At 55.5% G+C, this 13,908-nt stretch carries 11 protein-coding genes; 5 read left to right on the top strand and 6 right to left on the bottom strand.

Translation table 11 applies throughout. From position 1 onward, the window contains the following. Positions 1–113 precede the first annotated feature (113 nt). Both polA and HEQ34_RS10825 read right to left on the bottom strand, forming a co-directional pair. Positions 114–2,930 carry a DNA polymerase I gene (gene polA, locus HEQ34_RS10830; RefSeq protein ID WP_296200299.1) on the bottom strand — a complete coding sequence of 939 codons (2,817 nt, stop codon included), beginning with the start codon at positions 2,928–2,930 and terminating at the stop codon, positions 114–116. A 69-nt stretch (positions 2,931–2,999) separates the two neighbouring features. Next, the gene (locus HEQ34_RS10825) at positions 3,000–3,878 is read right to left on the bottom strand and encodes a DMT family transporter (RefSeq protein ID WP_296200298.1); all 879 of its coding nucleotides are present in this window, start codon (positions 3,876–3,878) and stop codon (positions 3,000–3,002) included. A 166-nt stretch (positions 3,879–4,044) separates the two neighbouring features. On the opposite strand from HEQ34_RS10825, the gene HEQ34_RS10820 reads away from it, so the two are divergent. Further along, positions 4,045–5,595 carry a CpaF family protein gene (locus HEQ34_RS10820; RefSeq protein WP_296200296.1) on the top strand — a complete coding sequence of 517 codons (1,551 nt, stop codon included), beginning with the start codon at positions 4,045–4,047 and terminating at the stop codon, positions 5,593–5,595. Here HEQ34_RS10820 and HEQ34_RS10815 read toward each other — a convergent pair. Continuing rightward, positions 5,592–5,807 carry a hypothetical protein gene (locus tag HEQ34_RS10815; protein ID WP_296200293.1) on the bottom strand — a complete coding sequence of 72 codons (216 nt, stop codon included), beginning with the start codon at positions 5,805–5,807 and terminating at the stop codon, positions 5,592–5,594. The two genes, HEQ34_RS10820 and HEQ34_RS10815, sit on opposite strands and share 4 nt — an antisense overlap. 21 nt (positions 5,808–5,828) lie before the next feature. Continuing rightward, positions 5,829–6,656, bottom strand: coding sequence for a carbon-nitrogen hydrolase family protein (locus HEQ34_RS10810; RefSeq protein WP_296200291.1), 828 nt, complete (start codon positions 6,654–6,656; stop codon positions 5,829–5,831). Positions 6,657–6,864: 208 nt separating this feature from the next. Here HEQ34_RS10810 and HEQ34_RS10805 point away from each other — a divergent pair, with 208 nt between their 5' ends. From HEQ34_RS10805 to hslU, 4 genes are all read left to right on the top strand, one after another. Then, a complete protein-coding gene (locus HEQ34_RS10805) occupies positions 6,865–7,122 on the top strand; it encodes a hypothetical protein (RefSeq protein WP_296200289.1) in 258 nt (85 codons plus the stop codon). A gap of 114 nt (positions 7,123–7,236) precedes the next feature. Beyond that, positions 7,237–8,241, top strand: coding sequence for a UDP-glucose 4-epimerase GalE (gene galE / locus HEQ34_RS10800; RefSeq protein WP_296200288.1), 1,005 nt, complete (start codon positions 7,237–7,239; stop codon positions 8,239–8,241). A 44-nt stretch (positions 8,242–8,285) separates the two neighbouring features. Further along, complete coding sequence (hslV, locus tag HEQ34_RS10795; protein ID WP_296200287.1) at positions 8,286–8,852, top strand: ATP-dependent protease subunit HslV; 567 nt, start codon at positions 8,286–8,288, stop codon at positions 8,850–8,852. A 46-nt stretch (positions 8,853–8,898) separates the two neighbouring features. Next, the gene (gene hslU / locus HEQ34_RS10790) at positions 8,899–10,203 is read left to right on the top strand and encodes an ATP-dependent protease ATPase subunit HslU (protein WP_296200286.1); all 1,305 of its coding nucleotides are present in this window, start codon (positions 8,899–8,901) and stop codon (positions 10,201–10,203) included. An 11-nt stretch (positions 10,204–10,214) separates the two neighbouring features. On the opposite strand, the gene HEQ34_RS10785 is transcribed toward hslU, so the two are convergent. After that, positions 10,215–13,088: a pitrilysin family protein gene (locus HEQ34_RS10785; protein ID WP_296200285.1), complete on the bottom strand. Its 2,874-nt coding sequence runs from the start codon at positions 13,086–13,088 to the stop codon at positions 10,215–10,217. A gap of 60 nt (positions 13,089–13,148) precedes the next feature. Continuing rightward, positions 13,149–13,907 (bottom strand): competence/damage-inducible protein A, encoded by a 759-nt coding sequence (locus HEQ34_RS10780; protein ID WP_296200284.1) that lies wholly within the window; start codon positions 13,905–13,907, stop codon positions 13,149–13,151. Position 13,908: the final 1 nt, after the last annotated feature.

Here is a 13,908-nt window from a genome sequence, read left to right as displayed (position 1 = left end):
GGACTTAGAACCACTAAGTCCTGCGCTTACCGCCTGGCACTGAACAAAATGGCCTCAAACCGCGAAGGTGGATTTAAGTGCTCCTGACCCTAAACGCGTTGGGCGGCGGCGGCTTAGTGCGCCGCCCCCCAGCTTGGCCCAGTGCCGATTTCAATGCCCAACGGGACCGTAAGCTTCACCAAAGGCTCGGCGGCATTGGCCATGACGTTGCGGATGATCTCGCTTGCGGCGGCAACGTCAGCTTGCGGCAATTCGAACACCAATTCGTCATGCACCTGAAGCAGCATTTTGACATGCCCAAGCCCGGCGGCCTGCAATGCGGGGCCCATGCGCACCATCGCGCGTTTGATGATGTCGGCACTTGTCCCTTGGATCGGCGCGTTGATCGCGGCGCGTTCGCTGCCCTGCCGTTCGGCTTGATTGGGCGAGGTGATGCGCGGGAACCATGTTTTGCGGCCGAAAAGGGTGGTCGAATGGCCGCATTCGCGGACCGTGGCCATCGTTTCCTGAATATAATCGGAAATGCCGGGGAAGCGTTTAAAATAAGCGTCGATGAGCGCCTGCGCCTCTTCTGGGGAGGACTCCAGACGCTTTGAAAGACCCCAGCGCGAAATGCCATAGAGGATGGAGAAGTTGATCGTTTTGGCGCGCCCTCTTGTGTCGCGGTTGACTTCGCCAAACAGCTCAAGCGCGGTGCGGGCGTGGATATCCTCACCTTTTTCAAAGGCGTCACGCAAGGGTTCGACATCGGCAAAATGCGCCGCCAAACGCAGTTCGATCTGGCTATAGTCGGCGGACAAAATGACGTTGCCGGCTTCTGCAATAAATGCGTCCCTGATCTGACGCCCTGTTTCGGTGCGGATCGGGATATTCTGCAAATTGGGGTCGGTCGACGACAAGCGCCCGGTCTGCGCGCCAACAAGGCTGTAGCTTGTGTGCACGCGGCCGGTTTTGGGGTCAATCTGTTGTTGCAGGCTGTCGGTATAGGTCGATTTCAGCTTCGCCAATTGCCGCCAGTCGAGCACTTTGCGCGCGATCTCTACGCCCTGCCCCGCAAGGTCCTCCAACACGGTCACGTCGGTGGAATATTGCCCGGACTTGCCTTTTTTGCCGCCCTTATAACCCATTTTGCCAAACAGGATTTCGCCCAATTGCTGCGGACTGCCAATGGTGAAGGGTTGCCCTGCAAGGCCGTGAATTTCCTTTTCGAGCAATTCCATTTGCACGGCGAATTCGGACGACAGCCGCGCCAAAGCGGCGCGGTCAACCTTGATACCCAGGCATTCCATTTTGGACAGCACGGGCACCAAAGGACGGTCAACCAGTTCATAGACGCTTGTCGCCTTTTCGGGGCTCAGGCGCAATTTGAGATGGTGCCATAGGCGCAGCGTCACATCGGCGTCCTCCGCCGCATAACGTGTCGCGTCAGACAGCGGCACGGCGGCAAAACCAATCTGGCTTTTGCCCGTGCCCGTCACGCTTTTGTACGAAATGCATTCATGGCCCAGATGCGCCTTGGAAAGCTCATCCATGCCATGCGCCTGACGCCCGGCATCCAAAGCAAAGCTCATCACCATAGTGTCGTCATAAGGCGTGATATGAACATTGTGCCGCGCCAGCACCGACATATCATATTTCAGATTCTGGCCGATTTTTAAGACTTCCGGATCGCAAAGCAGAGGGCGTAGCTTTTCTAGCGCGGCCGCCATCGGAATCTGCTCTGGCCGTTCGGCGAACATATCGGTGCCGCCATGCGTCAGCGGGACATAGCATGCCTCACCCGGCGCAACGGCAAGGCTTAGCCCCACAAGATTCGCACTTGCCGCCTGCAAGCTGTCGGTTTCGGTGTCAAAACCAAGCGTGCCGGTTTCGCGCGCACGGGTAATCCAATGGTCCAGCCGTTTTATGTCGGTGACGCACTCATAGGCTGCTAAATCAATTTTCGGCATGGGCGCAGGGACGGCGGATGCCCCTGTCACCGGCGCGCGTTCCGCGCCGTCGCCTGCGTTCGTTGCCTTGGGGTTGCCCGCAATCGCCTTATTGGCCGCCGCCGTGTCTGCGACATGGCCAATGCGCTTCAACAGCGAATTAAACCCGTGATGCTGCAAAAATTCGGCCAAAGGTTCTTCGGGTATGGCACCCAGAACCATGTCCTCAATCGCGATGGGCAGAGGGCAATCTTCCTTTAACGTCACCAAAACCTTTGACAATCGTGCCTTGTCCGCATGCGCGATTAAATTGTCGCGCATTTTGGATGGCTTCATATCGGGTGCGGCGGCCAAGACGCTTTCAAGGTCGCCAAATTCCTGGATCAGCTTGGTCGCGGTCTTTGGGCCAACGCCTGGGACGCCGGGCACATTGTCCACGCTATCACCCATCAACGCGAGCACATCGCCGACCTTGTCCGGACCAACGCCGAATTTCTCGAACACTTCCTCCGAACAGATGCGTTCGTTTTTCATCGTGTCGAACATGTCGATGCACGGTTCGACAAGCTGCATCAGGTCCTTGTCGCTGCTGACAATCGTGACATGCCAGCCAGCCGCACAGGCCGCTTTGGCATAGCTTGCGATCATGTCATCGGCTTCGACATCTTCTTCTTCAATCAATGGCAGGGAAAATGCGCGGGTCGCGTCGCGGATCATGGGAAATTGGGGTTTTAGGTCTTCGGGCGGGTCGGGGCGATGCGCCTTATATTGGTCATAAATCCGGTTGCGGAATGTCTGGCTGGATTTATCCAACACCACCGCCATATGCGTCGGGCCATCGGCCTGGTTCAAATCGTCCGCCAGCTTCCACAGCATCGTCGTATAGCCATAGACTGCGCCCACCGGCTCCCCATGCTTGTTGGTCAGCGGTGGCAGCCGGTGATAGGCGCGGAAAATATACGCGGAGCCGTCAACGAGGTAGAGATGCTTTTGGTCAGACATAAAGCTGCGATAGCAGCCCGTTTTGGCCAAGTCTTTTGCTAATTTACTGCTTTGGCATTGTGCAAAATTTTAGCGCAACCCGCGCCACAAGATTAACCCGCTGGCGATGATGATGCCCGCACCTGCAAGTGACGTCAGGTCAGGCCAATCGCCAAATAAAATTATCCCAAGCCCGATAGCGATTAACAGTTGGACATAGGTCATGGGCGCAATGTCTGCGGCAGAGGCGCGCGTCGTTCCCATGAATATCAACCAATGCGCAAAGCTGGCGGTGACGGCAACCAAGGTGCAGCGGGCGATGATCGTCCAATCGGGCATCCCGATCATAAGCGCGTCAACGCCAGAAAAATGGCCAATAAAGGCGGCGCTGAAGATGAAGGGCATAGCGACCGACGCCACCAGAAACTGCATCAGCAATGGCGAACCTGCCCCCGCCACGGCGCGGTTGCCGATCATGACCAATGCCATGCTTATGGCAGCCACCAGCGGAAGCAACGCCACCCATCCCAGCTCTGCTACATTGGGCCGCATGATCAGCAGCACGCCGCCAAAGGCAGCCAAGATGGCCACCCATTTGGTCGCATGGGTGCGTTCATGCAAGAAGATGGCGCTGAAAATCGCCGTAATCATGGGGCTGGTAAACCCAATGGCTGTCGCATCCGCCAAAGGCATCAGAAATATGGAAGAAAAAAAGCAGATCGTTGCCAACGCCACCGAAAACCCGCGCAACAACTGCACTTTGGGCATGGGCATGGCAAAACCCTGCCGCCCTTCTTTCAGGAAAAGCAAAGTGCCAAGTCCAATCGCACCAATCGAATAGCGCAGCGCCGCGACAGCGGTACCCGGCCACGCCCCCGCGATAGATTTGATGACCGCATCGCCAATCGACAAAAGCGCAAAGCCGCATAGCGCGTATAATAAGCCCGACCGAGCCGACGATGATGTCACGTAATTTTCCCTAAAAGCTGCGCCGCCTTAATCGGCTTTGGGCAGAATAGAAAGCAGCACACCGTTTGAACCAAACATAAGAGTCACGGCCTGCATTACCAATTTGTTCACCATTTTTGGTTAGCACAGCATGATTAACAAAAATGGTCCACTGGAGTAGCTTAGCGTGAACGCATTTGGGAAAAAATCTGGCTTAACCGCGGGACGTCCATCATTCGGCGTCGCTCGCCCTATGACCGGCGGTGCTTTGCCCGCTGCAAAACACCCTACCACCTTGCAAGCGCGGCCGGATTATTTGGGGTCGGTAGATGGCGGCGCGCAATTCCCATCACTTGAAACTGTCGAGCTTCCCGTTGGTGGGCTCGTTCCGCAAACCGCCATGGAAGAGGCGATGACCCGCCTGTCCGACCGCGCAAACAATGCCGCCCCGGTGGACGAAGGTCCGCAGGGATTTGGAGCCTCGGTGCATAAGATCAAGGAGCAAGTGCTGCCCCGCTTGCTTGAACGCGTTGACCCCGAAGCGGCGGCATCGCTCAACAAAGAAGAGCTGACAGAAGAGTTTCGCCCAATCATCTTGGAGGTGCTGGCTGAACTCAAACTGACGCTGAATCGGCGCGAACAATTTGCGCTGGAAAAGGTCCTCATCGACGAATTGCTTGGCTTTGGTCCGCTTGAAGAATTGCTAAGCGATCCGGACATCACCGATATCATGGTCAATGGCCCTCTGCAGACCTACATTGAGAAAAAGGGCAAGCTGCAGATTGCGCCCATCCAGTTTCGCGATGAGGAACATCTGTTTCAAATCGCCCAGCGAATCGTGAACCAAGTCGGCCGCCGCGTAGACCAGACAACGCCGCTGGCTGATGCCCGTTTAAAAGACGGCAGCCGCGTCAACGTGATTGTGCCGCCTTTGTCATTGCGCGGTACAGCAATTTCGATTCGTAAATTCTCCGAAAAGCCTATCACCATTGATATGCTCAAAGGATTTGGTTCGATGAGCGAGGCCATGGCCACAGCGTTGAAAATCGCAGGCGCAAGCCGGATGAATATCGTCATTTCGGGTGGGACGGGTTCAGGAAAAACCACGATGCTCAACGCCTTGTCAAAGATGATTGACCCGGGCGAACGCGTTTTGACGATTGAAGACGCCGCCGAACTACGGCTTCAGCAGCCACATTGGTTGCCGCTGGAAACCCGCCCGCCAAACCTTGAAGGCGATGGTGCAATCACCATTGGCGACCTTGTGAAAAATGCCCTGCGTATGCGTCCCGACCGGATTATTTTGGGCGAAATTCGTGGCGCTGAATGTTTCGACCTGCTCGCGGCGATGAACACGGGCCATGATGGCTCCATGTGCACGCTGCACGCCAACAACCCGCGCGAATGTCTTGGGCGTATGGAAAACATGATCCTCATGGGTGATATTAAAATCCCGAAAGAAGCGATTTCGCGCCAGATCGCCGAGTCTGTGGACCTTATCGTTCAGGTAAAACGTCTACGCGACGGTTCGCGCCGGACCACGCAGATAACCGAAGTCATCGGAATGGAAGGCGACGTCATCATCACGCAGGACCTTTTCAAGTTCGAATATCGGGATGAAGACGTCGACGGCAAAATCCACGGCGAATGGGTGGCAGGCGGCGTTCGCCCCTACACGCTGGAAAAGGCACGTCAATTTGGCTTTGACCAACCGTTTTTGGAGGCCTGCTTGGGTTAAAGGCCCTTAATGGCCAGCGCCGCCGACAGCACAGTTGCCAGCACCGAAAACACGGTAATGGCCGTCCATGGCATGAACCCCACATCGTCAATACTAACACGATTATGACGGCGGCGATCCGCCAGACTGCTGACCAGTACCACCAATGCAGACATCACGGATGACACCGCCCAGATATGATCTTGCCAATTAAGTTGTTCAAACCATTCCATGCGCACGCTCTTAACGCGGCTTCATCCGGCAATAAAGGGCGAAGGAATGACTCGCCGGTTTGCATGGACAGGGATCTGCTTGCGCACCCGCTTTATAGTGTCGAGGTCCAGATCGACGCACGCTAGGCCGGGCGAACCACCCATATCGAGTAATATCGTGCCCCAGGGGTCGACCACAAGCGAATGCCCATAAGTTTGGCGGCCATCTTCATGAACACCGCATTGTGCCGCCGCGATAATGAATGCCGCGCTTTCAATGGCCCGTGCGCGCAAAAGCGTATGCCAATGCGCCTCACCCGTGGGGACAGTAAAGGCAGACGGTAGCGTCATGATATCAACGCCAGACTTGGCATAAGCGCTAAACAGATCGGGAAAGCGCATGTCATAGCAGATCGCGAGCCCCATGAGGCCAAGCGGCGTTTGAACCATAACGGGTTTTTCTCCGCCGATATAAGCAGATGACTCACGCCAACTTTCGCCCGACGCCAGATCAACATCAAATAGATGCATTTTGTCATAACGGCCCGCGATTGTTCCGTCTGGCGAGATTATTATGCTGCGATTGGCTAACTTATCCGTGCCGTCGTCTAAAATAGGCATGGAACCAATATGGACCCATATCCGATGCCGGGCAGCCGCCGCGATCAGACTATGCAGTGCCATATTATGTGATTCGTTTGCCATATATTTTCGGGCCCGCGCACGGTCACGGTCGACCAAAATCGCCATCTCTGGCGCAAAATACATAACCGCCCCAGTTGCGGCGGCGCTGGCAATAGCATCTGCCATATCCGCAGCGTTGCGCATCGGATCAATAGTACTTGTCATCTGATGCAAGGCTACACGCATGAAAACTCTGTTGGATTATATAAAATGTAAAATGATATTTCTTTATGTGTCTTATTTTACTGAGTAAGCAGCATTGTAGGAAATATGCAACACTATGGAAGATATTGATAAGGTCGAAATTGAACAAGATTCATGGCTTGAATTCGCAGCAGAAGAGTGTAATGGAATTTTCGGAGTGTAACGCACTTCAAAAATAAGGAGCTCCATAATGCGTTTCGGTAAAATCTCTCTCGCTGCTATTGCGGCCGCTTCACTTGTAAGCGCACCAGTAATGGCTGAATCCCTTTCGCCAGCTGCGAAGGCAGTTGGCGCTTCCAAGGTAAAGCGCGTCGGCGCTAACACCAAGGAAGAAAGCAAGCTTGGTGGCGGAACCGGCGTAATCGTCGCTGTTCTGGCTGCGGCTGCTGTTATCGGTGGTATCGTTATTGCTTCAGGCAACGACGACAACTCGCCAACCAGCCCCTGATCTCTTCAGGTTTAAGCATTAAAAGGCGGCCTTTGGGCCGCCTTTTTTTTGTTCTTGAACGTTGATAAAGCGACGCTGTCCGACAGGCTTGCGTGGGTATGGAAAGAAAACAAGATGACAAAAAAGCTCAACGTTCTTGTGACCGGCGGTGCGGGTTATATTGGCAGCCATGCGGTCTTGGCCCTCATTGACGCTGGCCATCGCCCGATAGTCATCGATAATCTTGTCACCGGATTTCGTTGGGCAATAGCGGATGAAGCGACCTTTTATGAAGGCGATGTCAGCGATTCGGAACTTGTTCTGAGGATCATAGGTGAACAGGCCATCGACGCCATCATGCATTTCGCAGGATCGGTCGTGGTCCCCGAATCTGTCGAAAATCCTCTAAAATACTACAATAACAACACTGCCAAGAGCCGAAGCCTGATCGAATCCGCTGTCTCTGGCGGCGTTCGGCACATGATATTTTCCTCCACCGCAGCGACATACGGCATTCCCGAATCAAGCCCCGTACGTGAAGACATGCCGACGATACCCATCAACCCATATGGGACGTCAAAATTGATGACGGAGATGATGCTGCGCGACGTCGCCGCTGCGCATGATTTCAATTATTGCGCCTTGCGCTATTTCAATGTTGCCGGGGCAGACCCGCTGAGCAGGACCGGCCAATCCACCGTTGGTGCCACCCATTTGCTTAAAATCGCGGTGGAGGCGGCTTTAGGCAAGCGCGCCAGTGTCAGTGTGTTCGGCACGGACTATGCGACGGAGGATGGAACAGGTGTACGTGACTATATTCATGTCAGCGACCTTGCATCGGCGCATGTCATCGCCTTGGAAGCGCTTGTGGCCGACCCAGAACGCAGTCACACGCTGAATTGCGGATACGGTCATGGCTATTCGGTTCTGCAAGTGCTCGATGCCGTTGACCGCGTGACCAACAATAGATTGGACCGCAAATTCGAGGGCCGCCGCGCGGGCGATCCTGACGCACTCATTTCCGACAATAAAGCGATTAAGGAACGTTTTGGCTGGCAACCAAAATATGATGACCTGGACCAAATCGTCCAACACGCACTCGCGTGGGAACGGCGGCTGACCGATATTCAGGGTACATAATCGCTCACTTGCGCTTTAGGCGGATGTTTCCCATATCTCGGCTTATGGAAACACATTCTCACGCAAATCCGGTGACATGGTATGGCACAACCATATTATCCGTCCGCAAAAATGGCAAAGTGGTGATTGCTGGCGATGGCCAGGTGTCGATGGGCCAGACGGTGATGAAGCCAAATGCCAAGAAGGTGCGGCAATTGCATGATGGCTCCGTCATTGGCGGGTTCGCAGGGGCGACTGCCGATGCATTCACCCTTTTTGAACGGCTGGAGCGCAAGCTTGAACAGCATCGCGGGCAATTGATGCGCGCGGCGGTCGAATTGGCCAAGGATTGGCGGACCGACAAATATCTGCGCAATTTAGAAGCGATGATGATTGTCGCCGACAAGGATGTGACCTTGATCCTGACGGGCAATGGGGATGTGCTTGAGCCGAATGACGGCATCGCGGCAATCGGATCCGGTGGGAATTACGCCTTGTCGGCGGCTCGTGCGCTCGCCGATTATGAGACGGACGCGGAAAAAATGGCGCGACATGCCATGAAAATTGCAGCCGAAATCTGCGTCTATACAAATGACCATCTGACGGTCGAAACATTGGATAGCGCCCAATAGGCCCGCTTCACTTGAACGCCGTTCGCAACTTCCCATTTAGGTTGTAATGAAAAACGCACTGACCCCAAAAGCCATTGTGGCTGCACTCGACGAACATATCATTGGCCAAGCGGACGCGAAGCGGGCAGTTGCCGTTGCGCTGCGCAATCGTTGGCGCCGCCAGCGTCTCGGCGCCGATTTGCGCGACGAGGTTACGCCCAAAAACATCCTGATGATTGGCCCAACGGGGTGCGGCAAGACCGAGATTTCCCGCCGATTGGCCAAGCTGGCCGATGCGCCATTCATCAAGGTCGAGGCCACCAAATTCACCGAAGTCGGCTATGTCGGCCGCGACGTCGAACAAATTGCCCGCGATTTGGCCGAAGAGGCCGTGCGTCTGGAAAAAGAGCGCCGCCGCGAACATGTGCGCGAAGCCGCCGAGACAGCCGCGATGGAGCGCATACTGAAAACGCTGGCTGGCGACACGGCAAGCGAGGCGACACGCGAAGCATTCCGCCAGCGCATTCGCGACCGGCACATGGACGAGGTTGAAATTGAAATCGAGGTGTCTGACAGCCCGACGATGCCGATGGAAATACCAGGCATGGGTGGCAATGTCGGGATGATCAATCTTGGCGAGATGATGGGCAAGGCCTTTGGCAAGGACAATCTGAAACGGCGCAAGATGAAGGTCCCCGATGCGTGGAAGAAACTGGTCGAGGAAGAATCCGAAAAGCGCCTTGACCAAGACGATGTGAACCGCGTTGCGTTGGCCGATGCCGAGGCCAATGGTATCGTGTTCCTCGACGAAATCGACAAGATTGCGGTGTCCGATGCACGTGGCGGCGGGTCGGTCAGCCGCGAAGGTGTTCAGCGCGACCTGCTGCCCTTGATTGAAGGAACCACCGTCGCGACCAAATATGGGCCGATGAAAACCGACCATGTATTGTTCATCGCGTCGGGCGCCTTCCACATTTCCAAGCCAAGCGACATGTTACCCGAATTACAGGGCCGCTTGCCCATCCGCGTGGAACTGCGCGCGCTGGAGCATGCCGACTTTGTCCGGATATTATCCGAAACCCGGGCCAACCTGCCGATGCAATATAAAGCATTATTGGCGACCGAAGAAGTAACACTGGAATTCAGCGATGACGCCATCGACGCCATTGCCCGCATTGCGGTGGACGTGAATTCTTCTGTCGAAAATATCGGCGCACGGCGCTTGCAGACCGTCATGGAAAAGCTGCTTGAAGACATCAGCTACGACGCCGAAGACCGCAAAGGCGAAACGTTGAAGATCGATGCAGCTTATGTCAGCAAACAGCTGTCGGGCATCGCCAAGGACACAGACCTGTCCAAATATGTTTTGTAACCGTTGCCGCGTTAACGCGCGGCAGTTTCGGCGCTATCGCCCGATTGCGGATCAACGACAAGCTTCCACGCCTTGTCCTTAACAAAATAGCGTTTTGCCAGTGACTGCAAAATGGCCGGCGTTACATCGTTATAATCGCTGTACAGCTTTCCCAAGGCGACAAAGCGTTCGGGGTTATATGTCGCCCCTTTCAGCTGATTGAGCCAAAATGTGTTACCCGACGCCGCGCGCTCAATGGCTTGCTTGGCCGGTTCCACGGCGCGCTGCAATTCGTCGGCGCTAACGGGATTGGCAATTAAGTCGGCCGCAATTGCATCTGCAAAGGCAAAGAAACGGTCCACATCCGCAGGCTTAACCTGCGTATACGCCATTAAATACCCGCCGCTGTTAAAATCGAGCGGCCAGTTGGCGGCCATGTCGGGGCTGTAGCTCGCGGCTTGTTCAGCGCGGAATTTTTCGAACAAACGGTCGCGGAAAATTGCCGCCAATGTTTCCAACTGCCGCCCCTCGGTAATGCCGCTAATGCCGCCGCCCGTTGGCCAGGCCATGACGGCTGCTGATTGATCGCTGGCCCCGCGATGCATCAGGCGAACAGGCGCAGCCGTTGGCGCAGGGAAGCGCAGTTCACTTGCCGCTGATGATACGGGCAAAGGCGCACGCGGCGCCATCGCCCCGAAACTTTTTTCCAGCGCCGCTACCGCTACTGCTTTGTCGAAATCACCGAAAAGCAGAACTTCGACAGGACCCTGCGCCATCAAAGGCTGCCAATAGGATTCAAACTTCGCTGCATCAATTTTTGCCACTTCTGCAGGCGTCGCCGCCTTCCAACGCGCGTCCTTATTGCGCAGCAGATATTCCAGATCACGTTGCAAGACCGACGTCGCCGACATTTCAAAGCTGGCATAACCCGACGTAGCAAGCGCCTTGGCACGTTCAACAGGCGCAGCATCCCAACCGGGGTACTCCAGCTTCGTTGCAATTAAGATAAGCTGGTCAGCAAGATCATCTGGCCGCGTGTTGGCGGCAAATTGGAAAGCGTCGTCATCTACCGAGAAATTCAGCTCGATCCGCCGACCGTTGACCATCTGATCAATTTCGGTGCGTTTGATATTGCCAATGCCATTTTCCGGCAGAACCAATGGCCCTGCCCATAATAGATCGCCTTTGTCCGGATGTACCGCCTGATACCCACGGCCAAAACGGACCAGCACACGAATCTGACCGCTTTCGGCTTTGTTCGGATACAGCAATGCGCGCACACCATTGGAAAGCGCGAGCCGCGTAACGTCCCATCGCGGCAATGTGTCCTCGGCCACCAGCTTTCCAGGTGCACCCAATTTGGGCAGCGCGGCAAAGCCAATATTGTTTTCGGACAGGCGCGCCGAAGTGTTTGCCGCCACCGATGTATTCAAGGCCGCTAGGGCGCGGTTATCCGCGTCGGCTATCGTGACGGGCGAAGAGACCATCAACCGTGTCACATCGGCGCTGAAAAGCTTCTGTGTGGACTCCAAAAGCCGTTCGGGTGTGAACTTGTCCTTCATGCCCTCATACACCATAATGACGGTTTTTGGGGCAGCCACCGTTTCACGTATATCCACGGCGCTGACGATATCATCGGCCTGCTTGGCGGCGGCTTCGAACGGATAGCTGTCCAGCATCGTGCGCAGGGCATTACCGAACAATGTCTTTTCCCGGTCAATATCCGCAACCGACGGCGGTGTTGCAACCGCATCGGCAATGATCGCGCGGACGTCACGCGTCGCGGCCTCCCATTGGTCGCCGACGGGCGTCAGGGAAACCAATGTCGCATCGGCGGTGCGCGAAATATCTTCCTGCGCGACCTGGGCAAATAGATAACTGCCGCCATTGCGCGCCTGCACCTCAAGCCTGCGGTTAATGATTTGCAGCGCCAAGGCATCGATCAGCAATTGTTCATTATAAACAATCGTGTCGTTCACTTTGCGCCAGGGCCGCAGATAGGCAAGGCTGACCGTATGTGGCAATGTCGGTTCAATCAGCACACGCGCAGGTGTTCCTTGCGGGCTGGGGTCGCCAAAATTTGGCTCCGGCGCGCTTTGGCCTTTGCCTTTCCAATCGTTGAAATATTTCTGCACCAGATTGGCAAGCATGGCTGGTTCCATATCGCCAGCCATGACGACAACGGCGTTTTCGGGGCGATACCAGCGGTCATGAAAGGCGCTGAGGCGGACGGCATCTGCCGCCTGTAGCGTTTCGGGTGTCCCGATGGTGGACCGGTTCCCAAGGCGCTGCCCCTGAAACGCATGTTGACGCAAAGCATCGCTATAGATCATCTGCGCGCCGCTATTCTCGCGCAATTCGGCCAAAACAATCGCGCGTTCGGCATTTAGCGCGGTTGGCGAAATTCGTGGATTGCGGATCATGCCTGAAATGATTTTCACAGACTCATCCAGCTTTTCCGGGGTCGCATTGGGCAAATCGAGCTTGTAGACGGTCTGCGTCGGCGTGGTTTGCGCGTTGCTGTCGCTGCCGAAAGTTACACCGAACCGCTGCCAAATGCGCTTTGCCTCACCATCCGGAACAAAGGTTGATCCGCGGAAGGACAAATGCTCGATTAAATGGGCAAAGCCTTGCTCGTCATTATTTTCATGCAATGCGCCCGCGTCGATCCGTACCCGAATGGAAACTTGCCCCGCTGGCACATCGTTTTTCTTGACCGCATAGCGAAGACCGTTGGGCAGAACACCAAATGTCCATGTGTCATCCACAGGGACGTCGCTGCCTTCATACAACCATGGCTGCGCAACCGCCTTAGTTGCCGCCTGCGCGGCGGGCGTGGCTTGCGCATAAGCGGTGGTGGAAAGCAGCAAGGCTGCCAAGGCGAGAGCGTGGGAAAATTTGCGCATTAATGTCCTCATAACCGCACTAAGGCTTGACCGCAGATGAACGAGCCGACGACCCCCCGCTTAAATTCCACCGTCAACGGTGTCATAACCCAAACCGCGCAGACCAAGTTGCAACGCCTCAACACATTCCGCCAATTTATGCGCATCGGTGGTGCGCACGACAAAATTTGCACCGACCTTGCCCTCACGGAAAAACGGGTAGCTGCCGATTTGGCATCCCTCATGGTGCTTTTCAGTATCACCAAGCAGCTTGGCCACTTCGCTTTCGGCGACCCAGCAACCGATTTGGTGGGACAATAAGGGCGCGCCGCCCTCAAGCGTGCCCGTCAACGCGTCCAACATACCAGCGGTGATGTGCGGAACGCCCGCCATGATGAAGATATTGCCATGCCGGATACCCGGCGCACCCGACATCTTGTTGGGGATGAGGTCAGCGCCCTCGGGCACCCGTGCCATACGCAAACGACCGGGATTGATCCCGCCGCGCGTTTCATAATATGCATGCAACGCTGCGCTAGCCTCTGGATGAATGACAACGTCTACACCCAGCGCAGCCGCAATTGCGTCCACCGTGATATCATCATGCGTCGGCCCGATGCCGCCTGTGGTAAACAGATAATCATTGCGCGCGCGCAGCGCGTTCACGGCCTCGACAATCGATTCCTCAACATCAGCGACAACGCGCACCTCTTTTAGGCGAATGCCCTGAATATTGAGCCAAAGGGCAATTTGGGCGACATTTTTATCCTGTGTGCGGCCAGAAAGGATTTCATCGCCGATAATTACAAGGGCGGCGGTGTAGATGCGAGATTCTGTCATC

It is taken from the genome of Sphingorhabdus sp., from assembly GCF_023910635.1.
Classification (GTDB): Bacteria; Pseudomonadota; Alphaproteobacteria; order Sphingomonadales; family Sphingomonadaceae; genus Sphingorhabdus_B.
The sequence above is the reverse complement of the archived record's forward strand: the minus strand, read 5'-3'. Positions and strand labels throughout refer to the sequence as shown.